Annotated in this window: 22 protein-coding genes; 10 read left to right on the top strand and 12 right to left on the bottom strand. The window is 70.6% G+C overall.

All coding sequences use genetic code 11. The features are described 5' to 3' along the window. Positions 1-13 precede the first annotated feature (13 nt). The 4 genes from ABZX90_RS11250 to ABZX90_RS11235 all read right to left on the bottom strand — a co-directional run bounded on the left by ABZX90_RS11250 (position 14) and on the right by ABZX90_RS11235 (position 3,999). Positions 14-913: a dihydrodipicolinate synthase family protein gene (locus ABZX90_RS11250; RefSeq protein WP_355203662.1), complete on the bottom strand. Its 900-nt coding sequence runs from the start codon at positions 911-913 to the stop codon at positions 14-16. A 233-nt stretch (positions 914-1,146) separates the two neighbouring features. Beyond that, positions 1,147-2,559 carry an FAD-dependent oxidoreductase gene (locus ABZX90_RS11245; protein ID WP_355203659.1) on the bottom strand — a complete coding sequence of 471 codons (1,413 nt, stop codon included), beginning with the start codon at positions 2,557-2,559 and terminating at the stop codon, positions 1,147-1,149. Further along, a complete protein-coding gene (locus ABZX90_RS11240; RefSeq protein WP_355203656.1) occupies positions 2,552-2,851 on the bottom strand; it encodes a (2Fe-2S)-binding protein in 300 nt (99 codons plus the stop codon). The genes ABZX90_RS11245 and ABZX90_RS11240 overlap by 8 nt, the downstream gene beginning before the upstream one ends. After that, entirely contained in the window at positions 2,848-3,999 is a 1,152-nt protein-coding gene (locus tag ABZX90_RS11235) for an FAD-binding oxidoreductase (protein ID WP_355203653.1), read from the bottom strand. Before ABZX90_RS11235 ends, ABZX90_RS11240 begins: the two co-directional genes overlap by 4 nt. 156 nt (positions 4,000-4,155) lie before the next feature. On the opposite strand from ABZX90_RS11235, the gene ABZX90_RS11230 reads away from it, so the two are divergent. After that, positions 4,156-5,565 carry an aminopeptidase P family protein gene (locus ABZX90_RS11230; protein WP_355203650.1) on the top strand — a complete coding sequence of 470 codons (1,410 nt, stop codon included), beginning with the start codon at positions 4,156-4,158 and terminating at the stop codon, positions 5,563-5,565. 73 nt (positions 5,566-5,638) lie between these two features. Here the strand turns inward: ABZX90_RS11230 and ABZX90_RS11225 are convergent, their stop codons facing one another. Genes ABZX90_RS11225 through ABZX90_RS11210 form a run of 4 tightly spaced genes read right to left on the bottom strand, consistent with a single transcriptional unit; the run spans position 5,639 to position 9,653 of the window. Next, positions 5,639-6,454: an ABC transporter permease gene (locus ABZX90_RS11225; RefSeq protein WP_355203647.1), complete on the bottom strand. Its 816-nt coding sequence runs from the start codon at positions 6,452-6,454 to the stop codon at positions 5,639-5,641. A gap of 10 nt (positions 6,455-6,464) precedes the next feature. Then, on the bottom strand, positions 6,465-7,355 hold the full coding sequence (locus ABZX90_RS11220; protein ID WP_351119156.1) for an ABC transporter permease: 891 nt from the start codon (positions 7,353-7,355) through the stop codon (positions 6,465-6,467). Positions 7,356-7,362: 7 nt separating this feature from the next. Continuing rightward, positions 7,363-8,571, bottom strand: coding sequence for an ABC transporter substrate-binding protein (locus ABZX90_RS11215; protein ID WP_351119154.1), 1,209 nt, complete (start codon positions 8,569-8,571; stop codon positions 7,363-7,365). A 26-nt stretch (positions 8,572-8,597) separates the two neighbouring features. Beyond that, on the bottom strand, positions 8,598-9,653 hold the full coding sequence (locus ABZX90_RS11210; protein ID WP_351119153.1) for an ABC transporter ATP-binding protein: 1,056 nt from the start codon (positions 9,651-9,653) through the stop codon (positions 8,598-8,600). A gap of 122 nt (positions 9,654-9,775) precedes the next feature. Here ABZX90_RS11210 and ABZX90_RS11205 point away from each other — a divergent pair, with 122 nt between their 5' ends. Then, positions 9,776-10,594, top strand: a complete 819-nt coding sequence (locus ABZX90_RS11205; protein ID WP_351119151.1) for a GntR family transcriptional regulator — start codon at positions 9,776-9,778, stop codon at positions 10,592-10,594. Beyond that, entirely contained in the window at positions 10,551-11,330 is a 780-nt protein-coding gene (locus tag ABZX90_RS11200; protein WP_351119149.1) for a cache domain-containing protein, read from the top strand. The genes ABZX90_RS11205 and ABZX90_RS11200 overlap by 44 nt, the downstream gene beginning before the upstream one ends. 145 nt (positions 11,331-11,475) lie before the next feature. Here ABZX90_RS11200 and ABZX90_RS11195 read toward each other — a convergent pair whose 3' ends face one another. Further along, on the bottom strand, positions 11,476-12,135 hold the full coding sequence (locus ABZX90_RS11195; RefSeq protein ID WP_351119147.1) for a hypothetical protein: 660 nt from the start codon (positions 12,133-12,135) through the stop codon (positions 11,476-11,478). A gap of 269 nt (positions 12,136-12,404) precedes the next feature. On the opposite strand from ABZX90_RS11195, the gene ABZX90_RS11190 reads away from it, so the two are divergent. From ABZX90_RS11190 to ABZX90_RS11180, 3 genes are read left to right on the top strand one after another with little or no spacing between them, the layout of a single operon-like run. Then, a complete protein-coding gene (locus ABZX90_RS11190) occupies positions 12,405-13,061 on the top strand; it encodes a helix-turn-helix transcriptional regulator (protein ID WP_351119145.1) in 657 nt (218 codons plus the stop codon). A gap of 32 nt (positions 13,062-13,093) precedes the next feature. Continuing rightward, complete coding sequence (locus tag ABZX90_RS11185) at positions 13,094-13,624, top strand: toxin-antitoxin system, toxin component (protein ID WP_351119383.1); 531 nt, start codon at positions 13,094-13,096, stop codon at positions 13,622-13,624. A 14-nt stretch (positions 13,625-13,638) separates the two neighbouring features. After that, positions 13,639-14,865: an MAB_1171c family putative transporter gene (locus ABZX90_RS11180; RefSeq protein WP_355203640.1), complete on the top strand. Its 1,227-nt coding sequence runs from the start codon at positions 13,639-13,641 to the stop codon at positions 14,863-14,865. Between the two features lie 170 nt (positions 14,866-15,035). Here ABZX90_RS11180 and ABZX90_RS11175 read toward each other — a convergent pair whose 3' ends face one another. Then, positions 15,036-16,079, bottom strand: coding sequence for an alpha/beta hydrolase (locus ABZX90_RS11175; protein ID WP_351119141.1), 1,044 nt, complete (start codon positions 16,077-16,079; stop codon positions 15,036-15,038). A 254-nt stretch (positions 16,080-16,333) separates the two neighbouring features. Here ABZX90_RS11175 and ABZX90_RS11170 point away from each other — a divergent pair, with 254 nt between their 5' ends. The 3 genes from ABZX90_RS11170 to ABZX90_RS11160 all read left to right on the top strand — a co-directional run bounded on the left by ABZX90_RS11170 (position 16,334) and on the right by ABZX90_RS11160 (position 18,927). Then, positions 16,334-16,570 (top strand): hypothetical protein, encoded by a 237-nt coding sequence (locus tag ABZX90_RS11170; RefSeq protein ID WP_351119139.1) that lies wholly within the window; start codon positions 16,334-16,336, stop codon positions 16,568-16,570. A gap of 730 nt (positions 16,571-17,300) precedes the next feature. Beyond that, positions 17,301-18,305 carry a hypothetical protein gene (locus tag ABZX90_RS11165; protein WP_351119138.1) on the top strand — a complete coding sequence of 335 codons (1,005 nt, stop codon included), beginning with the start codon at positions 17,301-17,303 and terminating at the stop codon, positions 18,303-18,305. Next, entirely contained in the window at positions 18,283-18,927 is a 645-nt protein-coding gene (locus ABZX90_RS11160; RefSeq protein WP_351119137.1) for a hypothetical protein, read from the top strand. The genes ABZX90_RS11165 and ABZX90_RS11160 overlap by 23 nt, the downstream gene beginning before the upstream one ends. Positions 18,928-19,488: 561 nt before the next feature. Here the strand turns inward: ABZX90_RS11160 and ABZX90_RS11155 are convergent. Beyond that, positions 19,489-20,208 carry a 4'-phosphopantetheinyl transferase superfamily protein gene (locus tag ABZX90_RS11155; protein WP_355203635.1) on the bottom strand — a complete coding sequence of 240 codons (720 nt, stop codon included), beginning with the start codon at positions 20,206-20,208 and terminating at the stop codon, positions 19,489-19,491. After that, positions 20,156-21,064, bottom strand: a complete 909-nt coding sequence (locus tag ABZX90_RS11150) for a metallophosphoesterase (protein ID WP_351119135.1) — start codon at positions 21,062-21,064, stop codon at positions 20,156-20,158. Before ABZX90_RS11150 ends, ABZX90_RS11155 begins: the two co-directional genes overlap by 53 nt. 251 nt (positions 21,065-21,315) lie before the next feature. Here ABZX90_RS11150 and ABZX90_RS11145 point away from each other — a divergent pair, with 251 nt between their 5' ends. Continuing rightward, positions 21,316-22,512, top strand: a complete 1,197-nt coding sequence (locus ABZX90_RS11145; protein ID WP_351119134.1) for an ATP-grasp domain-containing protein — start codon at positions 21,316-21,318, stop codon at positions 22,510-22,512. Positions 22,513-22,622: the final 110 nt, after the last annotated feature.

Genomic DNA, 22,622 nt, shown 5'->3' with positions numbered 1-22,622 from the left:
GGCCGGTCACGGCTCAGGCGAGACCGGCGGCGACGGCCCGGTGCGTGGCCAGGCGCACGGCGGCCTCCTGCTCGGGCAGCAGGGGGACGCGCGGCGGCCGGACCGGACCTCCGTGGCGGCCGACGATGTCCATGGACAGCTTGATGGCCTGGACGAACTCGACCTGGGAGTCCCAGCGCAGCAGCGGGTGCAGTTCACGGTAGAGCTTGCCCGCCGTGTCCAGGTCACCGGCGACGGCGGCGCGGTAGAGCTCGACGCTCGCGCGGGGCAGCGCGTTCGGGTAGCCGGCCACCCAGCCCTTGGCCCCCGCGACGGCGAGTTCGAGAAGGACGTCGTCGGCGCCGATCAACAGGTCGAGTTCCGGGACCAGTTCGGCGATGCGGTAGGCGCGGCGCACATCGCCGGAGAACTCCTTGACCCCCTGGATGGAACCGGCGGCGTGCAGCTTCGCGAGGAGTTCGGGCACCAGGTCGACCTTGGTGTCGATCGGGTTGTTGTACGCCACGACCGGGACGCCGGCCCGGGCGACCTCTTCGTAGTGGGCGAGGACGGAACGCTCGTCCGCGCGATAGGCGTTGGGCGGAAGCAGCATCACGGCGCCGCAGCCCGCGTCCCTCGCCTGCTCGGCCCAGCGGCGGGCCTCGGCCGAGCCGTACGCGGCGACGCCGGGCATCACCCGGGAGCCCCCGACCGCGGCGACGGCGGTCTCGACGACCTTGGCGCGCTCTTCGGGCGTGAGCACCTGGTACTCACCGAGGGAGCCGTTCGGTACGACGCCGTCGCAGCCGTTCTCGACGAGCCAGGCGCAGTGCTCGGCGTACCGGTCGTAGTTCACGGAGAGGTCGTCGTCGAGCGGGAGCGCGGTGGCGACGAGGACTCCGCGCCAGGGGCGGCTGTCGGGGGTGACGGTCATGAGGTGTTCATCCCTCTCAATAGGGTGTGACATTTTACTGCCGGTCGGGGTGGGGGCGAGGTCAAGTCGGCGGGGTCGTGTCGGAGGGGTGCATGTCGGAGGGGCGGAAGGGCGCGTGCCGGAAGAGGGCGCGGTGAGGCGGGTCCAGAGGGCGGGGTCGGCGAGGCGGGTCACCGGAGGCCGGGTCGGCGAGGCGGGTCACGGAGGGCCGGAGGGAGGGTCCGGGCCATGTGTCAGCCGTCATCGTCCGTCCCGGCGCGAGCGAGCACGCCGAGCGGTACCGGGCGGGCCAACAGCCGCCGTGCGGCCGTCTGTTCGCAGCCGACGAGCCCGGCGACCGCGGGTTCGCACATCCGGCCCTGGCACCATCCCATCCCGGCGCGGGTGAGCAGCTTCACCGTCCGTACGTCGCCGGCGCCCAGGTCGGCGACGGCCTCGCGGACGCGGCCGCCGGTGACCTCCTCGCAGCGGCACACGACGGTGTCGTCGGTGACCTGGTCCGTCCAGTGCGCGGGCGGCGCGTACACCGTGTCGAGTGCGGCGAAGAACCTCCGCATTCTTGTACGGGACCTGGCAGCCCGGGCCACGGAGCGCGGGTCGGGTTCCGCGCCGGAGAGCCGGGCGGCGATCGACCGGCCCGCGATGTGTCCCTCGGCCAGGGAGAGCGCGGCGCCGCCGATGCCGGTGGTCTCACCCGCGGCCCAGATGCCGGGCACGTCGGTGCGCTGCTCGTCGTCCACCTCGACCTTCAGCCCGTCTATACGGCAGCCGAGCGCTTCGGCGAGATCGGTGTGCGGGATCATCCCGTGTCCGACGGCGAGCGTGTCGCAGGGAATACGGCGCTCGGTTCCGGGCCTGACCCTCCCGTCCCGGCCGAGCGCTGCGACGGTGACGGCGTCGAGCCGCTCCTCGCCATGGGCCTCCACGACGGTGTGCGACGGAACGAACGGCACGCGATGACGCAGGAGTTGAACGGCGTAACGGGCTCCCTCGGCGAGCTTGCCCGGCTGAGCCGCCAGCGCCCCGGCCCTGCGGACGAACGCTCTCGGCTCGGCGGACTCCACGAGCGCGGCGACCTCGACCCCGGCGGCGGCCAGTCCGGTCGCCACGGGCAGCAGCAGCGGTCCGGTGCCCGCGACGACAGCCGTCCGCCCCGGCACGACGAGGCCGCCCTTGAGCATGGCCTGGGCGCCGCCCGCGGTCACGACGCCGGGGAGGGTCCAGCCGGGAAAGGGCAGCACCTTCTCGTATCCGCCGGTGGCGAGGAGCACGGCGTCGGCGCGCACGGTGCCGGAGCGCTCCTGGAGAGGACCGAGGAGGGAATGGACCGTGAATCCGGGTCGGGCGGCCACCCCGGCCCGTTCGACCAGCCAGACATGATGGTCCGTCAAGTGCTCGATCGTGCCCGCTTCCAGGTGTCCGGCGAGCCCCTGCTCCAGCCGTTCCCACGTGCGCCACTGATGGTGCAGCGCCTGGGGCCGGCGGGCGCCCAGCCCGCTCGCGGGGCGGCGGTAGAACTGCCCGCCCGCCGCCGCGGCCGCGTCGATCAGCGTGACGTGGATGCCGTGTGCCGCCGCCGCGAGGGACGCGGCGAGGCCGGCCGGGCCCGCGCCGATCACCGCGAGGTGGAGGCGTCCCTCAGTCATCGTGGCCCGTGCCTTCCTGTGTGCGGATCGTGTCGCCCGGCCGCAGCGGGACCAGACAGGCCCGCTGGTTGGGACGGTCGTTGACGGTGACGAGGCAGTCGAAGCAGACGCCGATGCCGCAGAAGACACCGCGGGGCCGGCCGGCGTCACGGGTGGTGCGCCAGGAGGTGATGCCCGCGGCCCACAGTGCGGCGGCGACGGTCTGGCCGGGCAGCGCCTCGACGTCCCGGCCGTCGAGCGTGACGGTGAACGCGGGGCCGGGCGCGGCCCGCACCAGGTCCAGAGGGTTCACGCGGCCTCCTCGGAGAAGCGGTCGGGCCGGAACGGCGTGAGGTCGAGGTCGGGTGTGAGGCCGGCCAGGACCTGCGCGATGAGCTGTCCGGTCCCGGTGGACAGTCCGATGCCCGCCCCCTCGTGCCCGCAGGCGTGGAAGAGACCTGGCGCCCGGGGGTCGGGGCCGATCGCCGGCAGATGGTCGGGCAGGTAGGGCCGGAAGCCGAGGTAGGTCCGCAGGGCGCGTACGTCCGACAGGAAGGGGAAGAGGCGCGTGGCGCCCGCGGCCAGTTCCCGGACGACGGGCAGCGAGAACGACCGGTCGAAGCCCACCCGTTCCCGGCTGGCGCCGATCAGGATGGGCCCGGCCGCTGTCCCCTCCACCACCGGCGAGGTCTGCAGAGCGGCCGAGTCGCTGGCGACATCGGCGACGTAGTCCGCGGCGTACACCTTGTGGCGCACCCGGCGCGGCAGGGGTTCGGTGACGAGGACGAAGCCTCGGCGGGGCAGCACGGGGAGAGTGACACCGGCGAGGGAGGCCACCGCCGCGCCCCAGGTCCCGGCCGCGTTGACGACGGCCGGCGCGTGCAGATCACCCCGGTCGGTGCGCACGCCGCGGACCGAGCCGTCCCCCGCGCGCTGCACCTCGGTCACGGTGCGCCCGGTCAGCAGCCGCGCCCCCGAGGCCCGTAGAAGATGCGCGGCGGCCAGGGCGGGCATCACCTGGGTGTCCTGCGGATAGTGCACGGCACCCGCGAGTCCGGGCGCCAAGTACGGTTCCAGGTCGTGGAGTCGGTCGGCGGCGACCGACTCGGCGAGGACACCGGCCGCCCGCTGGCCCGCCGCGAAAGTCTCCAGCGCGGTCAGCCCTTCGGGCGTGGAGGCCACCACGACGCCGCCCTTGGCCTCGTACTCGATCGCTTCCGCCCGTTCCTGGGCGAGGTCGGTCCACAGGCGCCCGGAGAGCAGTGCGAGGTCGAGCTCGGGCCCGGGTTCCTTGTCGGAGACGAGCAGGTTTCCCTCGCCCGCGCCGGTCGTGCCGCCGGCCACCGGGCCGCGGTCCACCACGGTGACGTCGAGGCCCGCGCGAGCCGCGTACAGTGCGCAGGCCGCGCCCACCATTCCGGCCCCGACGACCACGACATCGCAGGTAAATGGCTTGCTCACATCAGTACTATGTCACATGCTTCTCTCGCGCGGAACGGTCGACGCCCCCGCACGGACGCTGCACCCGTACGTCCCGTCGGGCGCGCTCCGGACGGCCCGACCCGCGCGAAACGACCTGGACCTGCGCGACACGACCTACACGAGAAGGTGCCTGACGTGGCCAAGGGCCGAAAGAACGGTCTCTACCGAGGAATCTCCGACGAGCTGTCCGCCCTGATGCGCACGGGCTGGGCCGACACCGAGCAGCACGAGCTGCGGCCGGACGAGCAGGCGGCCCACGCGGCCCGCCGTCGCGCCGCGCTCTCCGTCCTCTTCCCGGGCGAGCGGCTGGTCATCCCGTCCGGAGGTCTGAAGACCCGGTCGAACGACACCCACTACCCGTTCCGCCCGTACTCGGGCTATGTCCATCTGACGGGTGATCAGACCCGTGACGGCGCACTCGTGTTGGAGCCGCGCGCCGAGGGCGGTCACGACGCGCACTGCTACCAGCTCCCCCGCGACAGCCGGGACAGCGACGAGTTCTGGACGGGCATGACGGCCGAGCTGTGGATGGGCCGCCGCCGCTCCCTCGCCGAGTCGCAGCAGGTGCTCGGGCTCCCCTGCCGTGACATCCGCGCGATCTCCGAGGACCTGGCGGGCAGCGGTGTCCCGACCCGTGTCGTCCGCGGCCATGCCCCCGCGATCGAGGCGGCGCTCGTCACGGACGAGGACCGGGACGCCGAGCTGGAGGAGGCGCTGTCCGGGCTGCGGCTGGTCAAGGACGCGTGGGAGATCGGCGAGCTGCGCCGGGCGGTGGACTCCACCGTCCGCGGATTCACCGATGTCGTACGGGAGTTGTCGCAGGCGGTCGCCACCTCGGAGCGCTGGATCGAGGCCACCTTCTTCCGCCGCGCCCGCGTCGAGGGCAACGACGTCGGCTACGGCTCGATCTGCGCGGCCGGCGAGCACGCCACGATCATGCACTGGGTGGAGAACGACGGACCGGTCCGCCCCGGCGAACTGCTGCTGCTCGACGCGGGCGTGGAGACCCGCACCCTCTACACCGCCGACGTGACCCGCACCCTCCCGATCAGCGGCACGTTCACTCCGCTCCAGCGGAAGGTCTACGACGCGGTGTACGCGGCGCAGGAGGCGGGCATGGCGGCGGTGAAGCCGGGTGCCCGGTACCGCGACTTCCATGACGCCGCCCAGTGGTCGATGACCGAGCGGCTGGTGGCCTGGGGCTTCATCGAGGGCCCGGTGGAGCGCGCCTTCGACCTCGGTCTGCAGCGCCGCTTCACCATGGCGGGCACCGGACACATGCTCGGGCTCGATGTCCACGACTGTGCCCGGGCCCGCAACGAGGACTATGTCGGTGGCGTCCTGGAGCCGGGCATGGTCCTCACCGTGGAGCCGGGCCTCTACTTCCAGCCGGACGACCTGACGGTGCCCGAGGAGTGGCGCGGCATCGGTGTTCGGATCGAGGACGACCTCCTGGTCACGGACGACGGCTACGAGAACCTCTCGGGCGCGCTCCCCCGCTCGGCCGACGAAGTCGAGGCGTGGATGGGAGAGTTCGCCGGATAGTCCCGGCCCGCCGGGGGCCCGGCCGTGGCCCGCTCGCCGCCGGGAGCGGGCTCACCGGCCACTCGCCGCCCGTTCAGATCCTGCTCTCGGCCGCCGTGTCGGCGGACAGCCGCTGTGCCGCGTAGATCGGAATCACCGAGAGCAGGACGAGTACGGCGGCCACGACGTTCACGACCGGGGCCTGCCGGGGCCTGGTCATGTTGTTGAAGATCCAGATCGGCAGTGTCTCGATGCCGGGCCCGGCCGTGAACGTCGTCACGACGATCTCGTCGAAGGACAGCGCGAAGGCGAGCAGTCCGCCGGCCAGCAGCGCCGAGCGCACCAGCGGGAAGGTGACGTCGACGAAGGCGCGGAAGGTGTCCGCGCCCAGGTCCATCGCGGCTTCCTCGTACGTGCCGGACGTGCGGCGCAGTCGTGCGACGACGTTGTTGAAGACGACGACGATGCAGAAGGTCGCGTGGCCGACGATCACGGTGAACATGCCGAGTCCGACGCCGAGCGGTTCGAGCACCGTGCTGAACGCCGAGTTGAGCGCGATGCCCGTGACGATGCCGGGCAGCGCGATCGGCAGGACGACCACGAAGGAGATGGCGTCGCGGCCGAAGAAGCGGTGGCGGGCGACCGCGAAGGCGATGAGCGTGCCCAGCACGAGGGCGATCGCCGTGGCACCGAGGCCCGCCTTGACCGAGACCCACAGGGCCGCGCGGGCGCCCTCGTTCGTCCAGGCGACCGTCCACCAGTGGAAGGTGAGCCCCGACGGCGGCCAGCTCGCGCTGCGGTCCGGGTTGAAGGAGTTGACCATGACGAGCGCGAGCGGCACGTAGATGAACGCGAAGCCGATCCCGGCGGCGACGCGCAGCGCGACACGCGCGGAACGGGAGAGTTGCACAGCGGGCTCCTCAGAGACTGCTCAGGGCGCCCGTGCGGCGCATCGCGAGGAGGTACACCACGATGACCACGACGGGGACCGTGCCGAGTGCGGCGGCCATGGGCAGGTTCAGTTCGATGTTCGAGTAGACGACGTTGCCGATGAGCTGGGTCTTGCCGCCGACGATCTGCACGGTGATGTAGTCGCCGAGGCTGAGCGAGAAGGTGAAGACCGAGCCGGCGGCCACGGACGGCAGGACCATCGGCAGTACGACGGATCGGAAGGTGCGGGCCGCGCCGGCCCCCAAGTCCGCTGACGCGTCCAGCAGGTTGGCGGGCAACTGCTCCAGCGCGGTGTGGATCGGCAGGATCATGTACGGCAGCCAGAGATAGGTCAGCGCGATGATCGCCGCGACGAGTCCGTACCCGGGTCCGCTCAGTCCGAAGGGCTTCAACATCCAGTCGGCGAGGCCGCCTTGGGAGAGGATCAGCCGCCAGGCGTACACCTTGACGAGGTAACTCGCCCACAGCGGGGTGAGGATGGCGACCACGAGCAGCGGACGCCGCTCGGGCCGGGCGATGCGGGCCGTGTAGAAGGCGACCGGGAAGGCGATCACCGCGCACAGGACGGTGACCGCGAGGGCGACGCCGATGCTGCGCAGGATCACCTGCCGGTACACGGGCGTGGTGAAGAGCTGGTGGAAGTTGTCGGTCGACCAGACCTTCACGACCTCGGAGGTGAAGGAGTTCGTCGTCCAGAACGCCGACACGAACAGCACGGCCAGCGAGCCGAGATAGAGCACCGCGAGCCAGAGCAGGGGTGCGGTCAGGAGCAGGGACAGCCGTAGCCGGGAGTGCCGGTGCAGGGTCCCGGCGAGCCGCCGGACGGGGGAGCGTCCGGCGGCCTGCGGGGTGGAGGTCATCTCTCGTTCAGCCCTTGATCTCGGTCCAGGCCTGGACCCACTTCGCGTACGGGACGCACTTGACGTCGGTGCGGCCGTCCAGGCACTGCTCGATGGGCGTGTTCCAGAACGCGATGTTCTTCCAGTAGCTCTCGTCGGTCGCGTGGTAGGTGTCGCAGAAGGTCTTGTCGCTGGTCTCCACGCACGCCTTGGAGTTGGCCGGCGCCTCACCGAAGTACTCGGCGACCTGGGCGTTCACCTTCGGCGAGATGATCCAGTCCATCCACTTGTAGGCGCAGTTGGGGTGCTCGGCCTTGGCCGAGACCATCCAGGTGTCGGACCAGCCGGTGGAACCCTCCTTGGGCACGAAGGCCTTCACCTTGGCGCCCTCGTCGGCCGTGAGGTTGGCGATGACCTGCCAGGTGGTGCCGACCTCGGAGTCCCCGCTCTTGAACGCGGAGATCTCCTTGAGGTAGTCGCTCCAGTACTCCCCCACGTTCGCGCTCTGCTTCTTCAGCAGGGCGACGGCCGCGTCGAACTGCTTCTGGTCGAGGGCGTAGGGGTCCTTGATCTTCAACTCGGGCCTGGCCGACTTCAGATAGAGCGCCGCGTCGGCGATGTAGATCGGCGAGTCGTACGCGGTGACGTGGCCCTTGTGCGCCGAGGCGTCGTCGAAGACGGCGGACCAGGACGTGGGCGCGGGGGTGACCTTCTCGGTGTTGTACATCAGGAGGTTGGCGCCCCGGCCGTGCGGGATGCCGTACATCTGGCCCTCGACGGAGTTCCAGGCGCCCTTCTTCAGACCGCTGAAGACGTCCTTGTAGTTCGGTACGAGGCCGGTGTTGACCGGGGCCGCGTCGCCCGAGGCTATGAGGCGCAGGGAGGCGTCCCCGGAGGCGGAGACAGCGTCGTACTGGCCGGTCTTCATCAGCTTGACCATCTCGTCGGAGCTGGCGGCCACCTTGGAGTTGACCTGGCAGCCGGTCTGCTTCTCGAAGTCGCCGACCCAGTCGACCTTGGGGTCGTTGGAACCGTCCTCGACGTAGCCGGCCCAGGCGATCAGGTTGACCTGCCCCTCGGTCTTGCCGAGCTTCGACTGCGCCTTGAGGTCGGGCGGGTTGAGGCCGGTGGACGAGGAGGAGCCGGTGTCGGACGATCCACAGGCGGTGGCCGCGAGGAGCACCGCGACGGCGGTGACGGCCTTGAGGGTTGGGGTGAGGCGCACGACGTACTCCATACGTGACGGGGGACTGGGCGGGGGAGTCAGCGGGGGTCGGGGACCTGGAAGGTGTGGCGGCGGTGCCACTGGAGCCGGACCCGGGTGCCGCGCAGGGCGGCGACGTCCTCGGAGGAGGTCTCCAGGTTCTGCTGGAGCGCGGTGAGGCGGCCGCCCGCGTCGAGGTCCACCAGGAAGCGGGTGGCGTCGCCCAGGTAGACGACCTCGGCGACGGTGCCGGTGGTGGTGGAGTGCTCCGGATCGTCCGCCTCGGCGGAATCGGCGGAATCGGCTGACTCCTTGAGGACCCGGATCTTCTCCGGGCGAATGCTGTAGGTGCCCGGGGCGCCGACGACCTGCTGCGCCGACTGCCCGTCGAGCAGGTTGGACGTGCCGACGAAGCCCGCGACGAACGGGGTGGCGGGGCGTTCGTAGATCTCGGCCGGGGTGCCGACCTGTTCGACGCGGCCCTGGTTGAAGACGGCGATACGGTCGCTCATCGTCAGGGCCTCCTCCTGGTCGTGGGTGACGAACACGAAGGTGATGCCGACCTCGCGCTGGATCGCCTTGAGTTCGACCTGCATCTGCTCGCGCAGCTTGAGGTCGAGGGCACCGAGCGGCTCGTCGAGCAGCAGGACGCGGGGCCGGCCGACGAGGGCCCTGGCGAGGGCGACGCGCTGGCGCTGACCGCCGGAGAGCTGGCCCGGACGGCGTCGGCCGAACCCTTCGAGGCGTACGTCGGCGAGCGCCTTGCGGGCCCGGACGAGCCGCTCGGCCTTGTGCACCTTGCGGACCTTGAGGCCGTAGGCGACGTTCTGCTCGACGGTCATGTGCGGGAACAGGGCGTAGTCCTGGAAGACGGTGTGCACGTCCCGTTCGAAGGGGGCGAGACCCGTGACCTCCTGGCCGGCCAGTTCGATCCGGCCCGCGGTCGGGCTCTCGAATCCGGCGATCATCCGCAGCACGGTCGTCTTGCCCGAACCGGACGGGCCGAGCATCGAGAAGAACTCGCCGTCGGCTATCTCCAGATCGACTCCGGCCACGGCGGTCGTGTCACCGAACGCCTTTCGCAGGCCCTGGAGCCGGATCGCCTTTGCCTCCATGGGCGGGGAACCTTTCTGGTGCAGGTGTGCGTTGGAACACTGACCGGAAAGATATGAAGTCATAGTTCAAATCTCAAGACCCCCTTAGAGTAAAGGTTGAGTCAACGCACAAGGTGGTGACCGTGAAGCAACACAGGGTCGACGGCGTCCGCAGAGCCGTCTTCACTCCCGTGGACAACCGCGCGCGCGTCGAGACGGTCGTGCACCGCCTCAGCGACGCGATCGAGCTCGGGCTGCTCGCCGACGGCGAGCAGCTGCCCGGCGAGATGGAGCTGGCCGGGCAGCTCGGCGTGTCCACGGTCACCCTGCGCGAGGCCCTGATGGCCCTGCGGCAGCAGGGTCTGGTCACCACGCGGCGGGGGCGCGGGGGCGGCAGCTTCGTGTCACTGCCCGAAGTGCCCGGCGAGGAACGGCTGAAGGCCCGGCTGGCCGGCTGGAGCACCGAGGAACTGCGCGATCTGGGCGACCACTGGGCAGCCGTGTCCGGAGCGGCCGCCCGGCTCGCGGCCCAGCGGACGGAACCGGACGACCTCAAGGCACTCCGGCGCACCCTGGACGACCTCACCTCCGCCGAGGACGCCGCCGCCCGGAGCCGCGTCTACGGCCGGTTCCACGTCGAGCTCGCCGCGGCGGCGCAGTCCGCCCGGCTGACCCGTGAACAGGTCGTGCTCCAGACGGAGGTGGGGGCGCTGATGTGCCTCGTGCTCGGGGACGACGAATATCGTGAAGAAGTCGCAGACCGTCACCGCGCCGTAATCTCAGCCGTGCAAGATGGGGCCCACGATTCGGCCAGAGCGCTGGCCGAGCGGTGCGTACAGGACTCGACGGCGCGGCTCATCAACCTCCGCCTCGCGATGCCGCGCGCCGTGTCCGGTCACCGTCCGCTGGAGGGCACCCATGAGCAGGAGCCCCGGCCCGGTCGGCGCGACGGCGACGCTTGACGCCGCCCCCGAGGCCGCTGTCGCCACGCAGGTCCGCTCCACACTGGAGACCGTCTTCACCGCGGTCGCCGAGACCCGGGCCGATACGACCGCGCTGCTCACGCGCGTCGCCGCGCAGGGCCGCCGCCCGGCGACGGTGGATCTGGCGGCACTGCGCCCGGGGCTGCATCTGCGGCTCACCCGGCAGGAGTTGGTGTCGGGCGCCGGTTTCGTCGCGGCACCGGGCCTGCTCGGTGACGTACCGGCGTGGCTGGAGTGGTGGCAGCAGGGCTCCGACGGGGGCGTACGACCGCTGCTGCTCGACCTCGATCCGGCGCACTCCGCGTACTCCGACTACACGCACTGGGACTGGTTCGCACTCCCCCGCGACACGGGGCAGCGTGCGGTCGCGGGGCCCTATGTCGACTACCTCTGCTCCGACGAGTACAGCCTGACCCTGTCCGCGCCCGTTCACGTGGACGGCCGTTTCGTGGGGGTCGCCGCGGCCGACGTCTATCTGCGGCACTTCGAGGGCGCGGTCGTCCCGCTCCTCCAACGGCTGCCCGGAGCCGCCTACCTGGTGAACGCGCGGGGACGGGTGGCCGCGTCCGCCGACCCGGCCCATCTGGCCGGATCCCTCACCAAGGGACCGGACTTTGCGGCCGTACTGGCGGCGGCCCGGAGCACGCGCTACGAGGACATGCGGCTCGTCCCGTGCGCCGGCGTGCCCCTCGTCCTCGTGATGCCGACCGACTGAACGGACCCGCCGTGACGGGGGCCCGCGATCGACATGGAACCTGGCTCGAAGAACTGCGCGGCGACTCGAGACCGCCCGCCATCCTGCCGGAGACAAGCCCCTCGCACGCCCGTCAGACCGGCGCGGCCGACGAGAGGGCCGGGTCTCACACCGCCCGCAGCTCCGCCGCGCCGTTGCGCGTCTTGCGGGCCTTGCGCGGTCCGCCCGTGACGGGCCGGTCCGGCTCGCGCAGCACCAGGGTCATCCGCTTGTAGCCCATGTCCTGAAGCGTCTTGGGGGTGTCGTCGACGATCCGGCAGTCCGTCCTGCCCCAGCGCGGGTCGGGATGCACCAGCGGGCGGACGGCGCCGTCGTGCTCGACCGCGCGCGGGCCGACCGCCTGGATCCAGTGCGGCAGGCCGTGTCGATAGGCCGCGTCCATGATCGGGTCCTGGGCGATGTCCCGCCGGATCGACTGGAGTCCGCGGTCCTGGCCGTGCCGCTCCACCGCCGCGGCGAAGCACGCGAGCATCGGAAGACACCAGCTCGACTCGTGCTCGCCGAGGATCGACCCCGCGTCCGGATGAAACAGGATGAACCGCAGGAAGTTGTCGCCCGGCATGGCGGTCGGATGGGCACCGACGCCCTCGAAAAGTGTCTCGAACGCGGCGTTGGACAGAACGACGTCCCAGCGGTGATCGAAGACGACGGAGGGGAAGGGGACAGCCTCGAGCAGCGTGGCGTAGTCCTGGAGGTACGCCTGCGCTTCGAGACTCTCGGGGACAGGTCGCGGCTGGGACCGCTGCCTTCCTGCCTGGTACGCCATCGGGAGGTCACCCCTCTTGCCTCTGCGGCCTTCACGCGGCGCCCCGATCCTGATGCCACGGGCCCAGGCGTGTCAACTATCGTGGCATTTGGCGCCTGTTGACGGCTGAATCTCGCCACAGTTGTGGCGAGACCTGGATGTGAGTTCGAGCGAGGGGCTACGCTCCGGATGGTCCCCGGTCTTGACGCCGGGATGGTTTCTGACCTTCGTGTCCACATGGTTCCCGACCTTCGTGAGAGCCACCTGAGAGAGACGTAGGAGATCTGTCGGTGACGGATGGCTTCGAGGTTCCGGGCGCCACGGCGACGGTTCTGCTGCAGGCCGTCGTGGCCCGGGTCACCGCACTCGCCGACCGGCTCGGCGTACTGCACGCCGAAGTCTTCGACGTCCGGCGACTGTCGGCCGAGTCCGGCGTCCCCGAACCCGTGGTGAAGGCCCTGCTCAACGGCCGGCCCGCCGGGGAGCCCGATCTGCAGGCACGGTTCCTGCAACGCCTGGACCTGCTGCGCCGCACCCGGCTCAAGCCCAACGGTCGCCGCTACACGCAGCAGGAGATCGCGGACGGCGCCGGAATGTCGCGCCAGCAGGCGGGCGCCCTCATCAACGGCGACCGGCGCCCCACCATGGAGCACTGCGACGCCATCCAGCGCTTCTTCCGGGTGCACGCCGGATTCCTCACGGCCGAGGACTCCGAAGCCCTCGTGGGCGCCCTCCAGCGCTCGGAACAGGAACTCCTGCAACGGCTCGCCGACCGCGAACGCGCCGCCCTCACCGTCGCCGACGATCCGCTGGAGCGTCTGCTCCTCGACCACGGGGTTCGCGGAATCGCCTGGCGCGCCGCGCAGTTGCCCACCGACCAGCACCGGGACAAGGTCGCGGAATGGCTGGACATGCTCCTGGAGAGCGTCAAACGGCCAGAGTCGTGAGCCGGGGGAGATCAGTGGGCATCGGAAGGGAAATGCGCCGTCTGTGCGGCGAGTTGGTCTCGGAGCTCTCGCTCCCGGCGCCGGCGGCACCCGCCGACCTCTACACCGCGCTGTGCTGCGCGATGAGCAGACGCCGCGGCCGTCCCGTCCAGTTCCGTACGGCCGCCTTCCCGCCCGGCACCGCCAGCGGTCTGTGGCTCGACATGGCCGAACAGGACCTCGTCGTCATCGAGGAACGCACCGCGCCGGACCATCAGTTGGTCATCCTCGGCCACGAGCTGTGGCACATGAAGGCCGGGCACAGCAGCCATCACGTCGAGGGCGCGGCCGTCGCGGCGCGCTTACTCAGCGACAGCGCGGACCTTCAGGCCACCGTCCTGAACGTGGCCGCGCGGACCCGCTTCGACCTCGACGACGAGAAGGAGGCCGAGAGCTTCGGTCTGCTGCTCGCCAGCAAATGCCGTACCTGGCTGGCCGGTTCGTCACTGCGCGGCCCGGTGCATCGGCACGGTCTGGCCGGCCGCATCGAAGCGTCCCTCGGCTGTCGCGGACCGCAGGGCTGAAGGTCCCCGGAGCCATGGACGGATCCAGCTACTACATCCCGGCCGTCGCCATGGGCGCCGCGATCACCTTCAAGGGGCCCGCGCTGCTGCGCGGCTGGCGCGACCCGCTGCTGCGCTCCGTGGGCGTGCTGCTCGCCCTCGCCGGCCTGGTGTTCCTCTTCGCCGCCCCGCCGACCATCGCCGCGGTCAACGACGTAACCGGGATACCCAACATCTCGGCCCCCCTGGTCTACTGTCTGTTGAGCGCCTACAGCGCTTCGTGTCTGGTGCTGATCATCAACTGGCGCGGCGGGCCGCCCGAAGTGACCCGACGGCTCTCACGCCGCTGGATCCTCGGTTACACCGTGGTGGGCGTGGCGCTGATCGTGCTGTTCGCCCTCGGGGACGCCTCCGTCGAACGGCTGCGGGACCTCGACACCTACTACGCCAACACCCCTTTCATCCGCGAGATGATCGTGCTCTACCTCGCGTCGCTCACCGTCGCGGGTGTCGCGATGAACATCGTGTGCTGGCGCTGGGCGGTTCAGGTGCGCGGCCGGCTGCGCGCGGGCCTGGCGATCATCGCGTTCGGCACCCTGTGCAACATCCCTTACTCGGCGGCCAAGTTCACCGCCGTGGTGGCCCGCTGGAACGGCGGGAACCTCGACGGCCTGAGCACCGATGTGGCACCCATGCTGGCCTCGGCCGGGGCCCAGATCACCGCCGTCGGCTTCTGCCTTCCGCTGGCCTGCCAGCGCATCGGGGACAGCTGGAACACCTGGTCGACCTATCGCAGGCTCGGGCCGTTGTGGCGCGAACTGAAGCCGGTCTCCGTACCGGAGGACCGCGCGGTGCGGATCTCCTGGTGGTCGCCCGCCGAACTCCAGGTCACCCAGCGGGAGTCCGACATCCACGACGGCATGCTGAGCCTCTACCCCTACTTCGATTCCCACCTGCGTTCCCGCGCCTACGGCGCCGCGGTCGCGGCGGGCTCCTCCCCCACCGAGGCGCACGCCGAGGCGGACGCCGCCATGGTGACGATGGCGGTACGGGCCAGGGCCGCCGACCCGGAGGGCCGGGTCATCAGCTCGGCGGAGGCGGCCACCGCGCCGCCCGCGGCGGGTTCCACGTCCGCGCCCACCGACGGCCCGCGCGACCTCGTGCGCATGTCCATCGCGCTCCGCCGCTCACCCGTGGTCGCCGCCGCCCGAGGTCAGGCGACGACCAGGTCGGAGAGCAACTCCCACGAACGAACGGGCTAGCCGGTCGCGGCCCGCTGATCGGTCCGACGGGCCTGGTGGCTCGGCGGCGCCGTGACGCGGCGGCACGGCAGCCCCGTGGCCCGGCAGCGCGGCAGCACGGCGGCACGGCGGCACGGCGGCGGCGATATGACGCCGCCGGGCGGCATCGTGCGGCGGCTCCCGAGAGGGCCTCAGGTCGCGCTGCGTTCGCTCGCCTCGCGCAGGTCCCTTTCCACCGCGCGGTTCTGGACGGTGTCCGGCTGCCCGGCCGCCGTACCCGGGCGTCCGGTGCGCAGCAGCCCCCGCCAGCGCTCGCGGCTCCAGTCGGCCGCGCTGGTGGTGGTCGTGAACTCCTCGACCAGGGCGAGGAAGCGCGCCGGATCGCTGTGGAAGGGAAAGTGACCGGCCCCCTCGAAGATCTCCAGGCGGCTGCCCGGCATGGCCTCGTGCGCCCCGTGGGCGTGCCGCACCGGCACCACGCTGTCCCGGTCCCCCCAGAGGAGCATGGTGGGCATGCCCTCGGTGAGGTAGCAGCGGTCGAGCATGGTGACCGCCTGGCCGCGCCAGTCGACCACGGCCCGCAGCGTCCGGATGAACGCGCTGCGGGAGGTCGCGTCGGGCAGCGCGTCCACGAGGTTCACCAACTCCGGTGCGTCCTGCGCCAGATCGGTGTCGAGCAGGCGCATCAGACTGAGGAAGAGGCCCACTTGGAGGCGCATCCCGGGCAGTCGCAGCGCGGAGAGCATCAGATGGGCGCCGGGGAGCGACACGGCGCGCAGCACGGGGTTGACCTCGCCTCCGACACCGCCCGCGCTGACCAGGATCAGCCGCTCGGTGCGCTCGGGGAACTGGTACGCGAACTGCATCGCCACTCCCCCGCCCAGCGAATGCCCCACCAGGGTGGCGGACTCGATGTCGAGCGTGGACAGCAGATCACGGACACCGTTGGCGTAGGCGGCCACCGAGTAGTCGGCGCGCGGTTTGTCGGAGGCGCCGTGGCCGAGCAGGTCGGGCGCGATGACGGTGTGGGTGCGGGCGAGGTCGGGGATCAACTCCGCCCAGGTCGCGGAGGAGTCGCCTATGCCATGGATCAGGACGAGCGCCGGACCCTCACCGGCCATCCGGTAGGCACGCCGGTAACCGTGCACGACGCGGTGGTGCAGGCGCAGTTCCCCGTCACCGACCGAACGCAGCCGCGGGGTGCGCCGCGGCTGCCGAGCCTGTACGTCGACCACGGGCAGACCTCCCGTTCCCAGGCCGCCGCGGAGGCGGCTCCCGAGCCGCCGAGCAGACGGCTTCGAGGGCCGTCCGGTAGGCGGCCCCAGCTCTCGTCTCCAGCGTAGGGCCCCTGTCCCACAAGGGATTTCCGTGAGGTTTCGCCTCCGCTAAGCGGGCGAACCTCCACGGACCGAAACCGGATTGTCAGTGGTGGACGGCAAGCTGGGGTCAGGACCAGTGTCACGACAAGCCGACCCGGGAGAGCCGTCCGATGCCGACCGCCGTACTGACCGAACACGAACGCGCCGCCGTGCAGGCCTACCTCCGCCTTCTCCAGACGGTACGAGCGGCTTTCGACGGCCCACCGGACGGCGACCGACCACCCATGGTGCCGCCCGCCGTCCTCGCCGAGGCGGAGCGCGCCCTGACCGCGGCCGGCCTCGCGGGCAACGAGGAGGCGTTCTTCGAACTCCTGCACTCCTGGTGCCCCGAACCGGACTGGACGTGAGCCCGGGGCCGGGGACCGGGTAGGGCATGAGACCCCGCCCCTGGACCCGGCACCCATCCAGGCGTGGGGCCTGCCGGCCAGGGGCGGGATGAGGAGTGGGGCATGGCACGGCGACCGGGACCGACTCGGTCACCGGCCCCGGTCAGGCTGCGCATGCAGACCAAGGCCACCGGCACGGGCACCGGCACCGGCACCGGCACCGGCACCTGACAGCAACGACGTCGGCAGAACCTGGACTCGACCACTGGGACTCCACCGACGGCGCGGTAAGCTGCCGGTTTTCGGATTTCGGAGGGGTCGATCGTGAAGGGTCCGTCGATGCACGGAGGCTCGCTGAACAAGGCAATGCCTTACATAGGCTTGATCACATCGATCTACCTGCTGGTTCAGGGCCTGCGGCTGTACCTCCGGGGAAGCACCATCCTGTGGGCGCTCGCCGCCGGAACCGTGTTCTTGATCGCTTGCTTCGACATATACCGACAGCTACGCCAGCGGAGCCTCACGCATAAGCCGCAGTAGGTGAGCCGCTCGCCAAGCCGCCTCCGGTGTCCGATTTCGTCGCGCACCAGCGCGTCACGTCCCCGCTGAAATCGCCCGGTACGACAAAGCCGTTGGCACGCATTCGTCGACCGCCAACACCCGCGTGGTTGCGCAGCGTTGATCCGCTGCGCGATGCTTGCCTCGGCTCGGTGGCCACCCGGTACGGCATGAGCGTAGGGGGGAACTGTCTATGCGGCTGCGGGCTGTTGTGCGCTGGCTCGGGGTCAACACCGAGGCGGTGCTGGCGCTCGTAACGGCGGCGATCGTCGGCGCGCTCGGCCTGTCCGGTGCCGTGCCCACCTCGGTCGTCAACAGCGCCATCCTCGTCACCCTCGCAGCCCTGTCGCTCTCCGTGTTGCGTGACCGCTGGAACGCCGAGACCGAGCCCAACTCGCGGGCGACCCTGCTCGCCGCCCACCAGTCCCTGGAGCAGCTGCCGGCGCACATCGAGCGGATCGCCGTCATCGAGGGGACACTCGCCGAGCGCCGGGCGGCCCTCGACGAAGGGTCCACCATCACGGTGCTGCGCGGGAACGACATCGACGAGTCCTTGACGGAGGCGCGGATCGAGGCGAAGGAGTGGATCTTCCGGGGCGGCACGGCGACGTTCGTACGGGCCGTCGTCCTCCCCGAGTGCGTAAAGCGCGCCCGCAGGAACCACCGCCCGCTGCGCGTCCGCATGGAGATCCTCGACCCCGGGAACGTCGCGCTCTGCGAGCGCTACGCCAACTTCTTCCGGTACGGCGTCGATAACCCCAACGAGGACGAGCAGACCTGGGACGCCAAGGGGACGCAGGTGGAGCTGTTCGCCACCATCGTCGCCTCGTGTTGGTGGAAGCAACGCTATCCGTCGCTGGAAATCGCGGTCGCGCTCTCGCCGACCATGACCCTCTTCCGCTGGGACATGACTCAGAACCGCCTCCTCATCACCCAGCGCGGCCCGAGCTTCCCGGCGCTGATGATCAACGAGGGGCGCTTCTATTACGACTACTGGCGCAACGAACTGCAGGAACACTTCAACCAGGCACGCGAGTTGCTGCTCCGGAACGCGTGCCCTCTCAGCGAGCGCCCGACCGTCGACGAGGTGCGGGAGCTGTTCTCCCGGCTAGAGTTGGAACTTCCGGAAAGCTTCACCGACGACGATGTGGAACACGTCATCACACAAGCTGTCAATGCCGAAAACCCCTACGCCTGAAGACGTCATCATCCCGGCTCTCCGCGACGGCGATGCGGCCACCGTCGGGGAGTGGGCATGGTGCGCCCTGCGCACGGTCGTTCCCGGGCGGACTACCGCCCCCGCCGTGCGGCATCCGTTGGAGTTCACCTGCCTGCCGCTGTACCGGCATGGGCACAGCGGCCTTTGCCTGCATGTATGGCCACAGGACGAAGAGATGGTCTCGCCCGTCGTCCACGCACACAGCTGGGACCTGTGGAGCTACGTCCTGTGCGGAACCGTCTTCAATCAGGTCGTCACCGTAAGCGACTGCGCCGAGCGTCCCGAGCACCGGCTGTACGAGGCGAGGAGCGTGGGTCGCGTCGACGCGATCCGCGCAACGGAGCGCCTCGTCTCCTGCACGCCCCAGGCCCCGCAGGAGATCCCCGTCGGCGGCATCTACCGGCTCTCCTCAGGTGTGTTCCACCGAAGCGGCCACCGTGGCCTCACCGCGACGATCGTGCTCGGCGAGCACCACGCGGAGCGCCAGAACCTCGTCCTCGGCCCCCTGGACGCAGCCCCACGACCCGACCTACCGCGCGTCGCCTGCCCCCCGCACGAGGTCCGCGACCTGGTGCAGCGCATCCTGGATCTCCAAAGTTGAGTGGTGCGGAAGTCCCTGGCCTCGGCTTGGGTTCGTGGTTTTCTGGCGGGAATCGACCGGCAGGATCCGACGCTTGCGTAGTCGCTTTTGAGGGCGAGCTTCCTGGACTCAGCGAGGCGAGCGACGAACAGATCCTTGCTGTGGTCGAACGCGTCGTCCTGGCCCTCAACGCGGTGAACGACTCCGACAACGGCGGCACCTTCGAAACCGACGAACGCGAAGCCCTGTGCGACTGCATCGACGAATCACTCCCGACGCAGGGGACTGCATCCGCGGCGTCATGGAGTACAAAAACACGATGTACGTCACCAAGTGGCGTTGCCTCTGACGGTAGCCTCGCGGGTGCCGTACTGAGCGACGTCACCGACAAGCGTTCGAGGGTCGGGGCGCCGGCAGCGGACGCCTCGACGTGCAGGTAGTCGACTCCCCGCGATGCGGCGACTCGGGACCGGGCCGCGATCCGACGGATGTCGGCATCCTCGGTCCGGGGGCGCGGCGCGGTGAGGTGGGAGTGGCGACGCGGCCAGGCTCAAGCTCAACGGCGTTGGCTCCGGGGTCAGTTCAGTCGGCAGTCCCCTCCGCCCGACCGGCCACCGTGTGCGGCACCGTGACCGCCGTCGCGACCAATCCGTGCTGGACGGTCCAGAGTCCGTCGAAGGCCGGAACGCGTACGCCGTCCACCACCGGCCCCGGTACCAGGAGTTGGGCGCGGAAGCTTCCCGAGAGGACGGGGCCGGGGGGCGTGGGGCCGAGGGAGATGTCGATGTCCGCCTCGGAGAAGTCCAGCCACGCGCCGGTCAGCGGGAACCACGCCTTGTAGACCGACTCCTTCGCGCTGAACAGCAGCCGGTCCCAGTGGACGGCGGGTGCCCGGGCGCCGAGGCGGTCCAGGCGGTTCCTCTCGCCGGGCAGGGCGACGGCCTCCAGGACGTCGTCAGGGAGCGCCATGTGGGGTTCGGCGTCGATGCCGAGGGAGGCCAGATCGGTGGAGCGGGCGAGCGCGGCGGCGGCGTAGCCGTCGCAGTGGGTCATGCTGCCGATGACGCCGGCCGGCCACCGCGGGGCTCCGCGCTCGCCCGGCAGTACGGGGCCCGGGGTCACACCCAGTTTCTCCATGGCACGTCGCGCGCAGGTACGCACGATGGTGAACTCCCGGCGCCGCTTCTCCACGGCGCGCGCCACGAGCGCCTGTTCCTCGGGGTACAGGGTCGCGCCCTCGGCCACGTCGTCACCGTGGCTCTCCACGGCCACGACCGACTCCGGGAGCAGCTCCTCGATCACCGGCTTTGACCTCCATCGGCAGAATGCGGCGCAGAGCGCCCGGCGGGCCCGGTCGCTTACGCCATTCTCGCGGATAGCCCACCGACACCTCTTCGAAGCGGACACCCTCGTGCCAGGTGGTCCGGGGGATGTGCAGATGACCGTAGACCATGGTCTCGACGCGGAACCTGCGGTGCCAGTCGGCGGTCGCCAGGGTGCCGCACCACATGGCGAACTCGGGGTGCCACAGGACGTCCATCGGGTGACGGTCCAGCGGGTAGTGGTTGACCGGGATGATCGGCAGGTCGTCGGGGACTTCGGCGAGTCTGCGCTCGGTCTCGGCGACCCGGGCCCGGCACCATGCCTCGCGGCTCGGGTAGGGGTCGGGGTGGAGCAGGTGCTCGTCCGTGCAGACGATGCCGGTCGTGCGGGCGTACGCCAGCCCCTGGTCCTTGGTGGCACAGCCCTGCGGCAGGAACGAGTAGTCGTAGAGCAGGAAGAGCGGCGCGACGACGGCGGGCCCTCCCGGCCCGTTCCAGACGGGGTAGGGGTCCTCGGGGGTCGTGACGCCCAACTCCCGGCACAGGGCGACCAGATGGTCGTAGCGGGCCACACCCCGAAGCTGGACGGGGTCCTTGGGGTGGGTCCACAGTTCGTGGTTGCCGGGTACCCAGACGACCTTGCGGAAGCGGCCGCTGAGCGTCTCCAGGGTCCACCGGATGTCGTCGACGATCTCGCCGATGTCGCCGGCCACCAGGAGCCAGTCGTCGTCCGACTCGGGGCGCATGTTCTCGACCAGGGCGCGGTTCTCGGCGTAGGCGATGTGCAGATCGCTGATGGCCAGCAGGTTCCCGTCGCCGCCGTCTGTCGGCCGCACGCGCCACCCCCGTAGAAAGCGATTGGCAACACAAGAACACACGCCCCCGCCGCCGGACAAGGAGGCCCGGTCGGCACATCGGTGAATCCGTAACATCCCTGTAGCAGCACCGGGGTCCCGCGCCCCTTATGATCGCCCCAACACCACCGCCTCGAATCTGCTCTGTCGTGCGGCGGATCGGTGTACCTCCCCTACCCCTGGCCGGGCCCGGCCTGCTCCGCCGTGCCCGCGAACCGTGAAAGGTGGCTTGCATGGGCTCTCGCGTACGCGTCTGGCTCAACCGCACGTACGCGGAGAACGTGTTCTTCATGGATCAGCTGCGAAGCAATCCGCAGCATCGTGCGGTCGAGATCCATGCCACCCACGGCGACGCCGACTCTCCCGTACTGGCCGCCGCCGACACCGCCGAGATGGAGCCGGAGGGCCTGTCGCCGCGCGCCTATGTCGAGTACGCCCTCGACATGTGCGCACGCCGTTCCGTCGACGTGTTCGTGCCGGTCCTGTACCAGGCGGCGATCGTGGCGCAGCGCGCCGAGTTCGCGGCGCTCGGTACGGCGCTGCTGGCGCCGCCCGCGGAGGCCGTCGCGGTCTTCCACGACAAGGCAACCGCGTACCAGGCCGTCGAGGCCGTGGGTGTTCCGGTCCCTCCGTGGTGGCGGGTGCGTACGGAGGACGAGCTGGTCGAGGCGGTCGAGGCACTGGAGGCCGCGGGTCAGCGGGCCTGCTTCAAGCCCGCGGCCGGAGCCGGCGGCGTGGGCTTCCGGGTGATCACCCGCACTCCCTTCTCGCTCATGCATCTCAACGGTTTCCCGAGCGCGTACGTGCCTCTGGAGCTGGTCGTGGAGGCGCTGCGCGCGGCCGACGAGCCCGTCGACTGGCTGGTGATGCCGCACCTCGGTCAGCCTGAGGTGTCGGTGGACTGCCTGACCGGGCCGGACGGCCGGGTCCGGATGGCGATCGGCCGCACCAAGAACGGGCGGCGTCGCGGATTCACCCTCGACGACGCGTGGATCGAGCCCGCGCGGCTGCTCGCGGAGGCGTTCGGGCTGCACTATCTGTCGAACATCCAGTTCCGTATGTACGGCGACGAGCCGGTCCTGATGGACGTGAACACCCGTCCGGCGGGCGGGCTGCACCAGCTCTCCCAGTGCGGGGTGAACGCCCCTTGGGCGGCTGTGCAGTTGGCGCTGGGCGAGGAGACGGGCGAGGTGGTCCCGCCGTTCCTCGGGCAGGACTACACGGTGGTCTCGGGGCCGCGTCCGGTGCGTCCGGTGTCGCTGGTCCACCAGCGGACCGAGGTGCCCGTGACGACACTGCCGGCGGTGCCCGCGCAGGCTGTCGAGTCCGTGTCCGCGGTCTCCGCCCCGGTCGACACGACCGTTTCCGTCTCTTCCGCTGCGTCCGCCCAGGCCACCGCAGCCGCGTCCGCGGCCACCGCGCCCGCCTAGCCCGCCTAGCCCGCCTAGAGCCTGTCTCTTTGACGGTAGGAGACCGCACTCAGTCCAGGGTTCTTGAGCTCCGCTGCGATAGTTGCGCAGCAGCGTGACCCGTGTGAAAG

Source organism: Streptomyces sp. NPDC002935 (genome assembly GCF_040611295.1).
Lineage (GTDB): Bacteria > Actinomycetota > Actinomycetes > Streptomycetales > Streptomycetaceae > Streptomyces.
The sequence above is the reverse complement of the archived record's forward strand: the minus strand, read 5'-3'. Positions and strand labels throughout refer to the sequence as shown.

What these genes read in the sequence shown, in the direction of transcription:
- ABZX90_RS11250 (WP_355203662.1), bottom strand. Translation starts at nt 913, where the DNA reads ATGACCGTCACCCCCGACAGCCGCCCCTGGCGCGGAGTCCTCGTCGCC.
- ABZX90_RS11245 (WP_355203659.1), bottom strand. Translation starts at nt 2,559, where the DNA reads ATGACTGAGGGACGCCTCCACCTCGCGGTGATCGGCGCGGGCCCGGCC.
- ABZX90_RS11220 (WP_351119156.1), bottom strand. Translation starts at nt 7,355, where the DNA reads ATGACCTCCACCCCGCAGGCCGCCGGACGCTCCCCCGTCCGGCGGCTC.
- ABZX90_RS11215 (WP_351119154.1), bottom strand. Translation starts at nt 8,571, where the DNA reads ATGGAGTACGTCGTGCGCCTCACCCCAACCCTCAAGGCCGTCACCGCC.
- ABZX90_RS11210 (WP_351119153.1), bottom strand. Translation starts at nt 9,653, where the DNA reads ATGGAGGCAAAGGCGATCCGGCTCCAGGGCCTGCGAAAGGCGTTCGGT.
- ABZX90_RS11200 (WP_351119149.1), top strand. Translation starts at nt 10,551, where the DNA reads ATGAGCAGGAGCCCCGGCCCGGTCGGCGCGACGGCGACGCTTGACGCC.
- ABZX90_RS11195 (WP_351119147.1), bottom strand. Translation starts at nt 12,135, where the DNA reads ATGGCGTACCAGGCAGGAAGGCAGCGGTCCCAGCCGCGACCTGTCCCC.
- ABZX90_RS11185 (WP_351119383.1), top strand. Translation starts at nt 13,094, where the DNA reads ATGCGCCGTCTGTGCGGCGAGTTGGTCTCGGAGCTCTCGCTCCCGGCG.
- ABZX90_RS11180 (WP_355203640.1), top strand. Translation starts at nt 13,639, where the DNA reads ATGGACGGATCCAGCTACTACATCCCGGCCGTCGCCATGGGCGCCGCG.
- ABZX90_RS11170 (WP_351119139.1), top strand. Translation starts at nt 16,334, where the DNA reads ATGCCGACCGCCGTACTGACCGAACACGAACGCGCCGCCGTGCAGGCC.
- ABZX90_RS11165 (WP_351119138.1), top strand. Translation starts at nt 17,301, where the DNA reads ATGCGGCTGCGGGCTGTTGTGCGCTGGCTCGGGGTCAACACCGAGGCG.
- ABZX90_RS11160 (WP_351119137.1), top strand. Translation starts at nt 18,283, where the DNA reads ATGCCGAAAACCCCTACGCCTGAAGACGTCATCATCCCGGCTCTCCGC.
- ABZX90_RS11145 (WP_351119134.1), top strand. Translation starts at nt 21,316, where the DNA reads ATGGGCTCTCGCGTACGCGTCTGGCTCAACCGCACGTACGCGGAGAAC.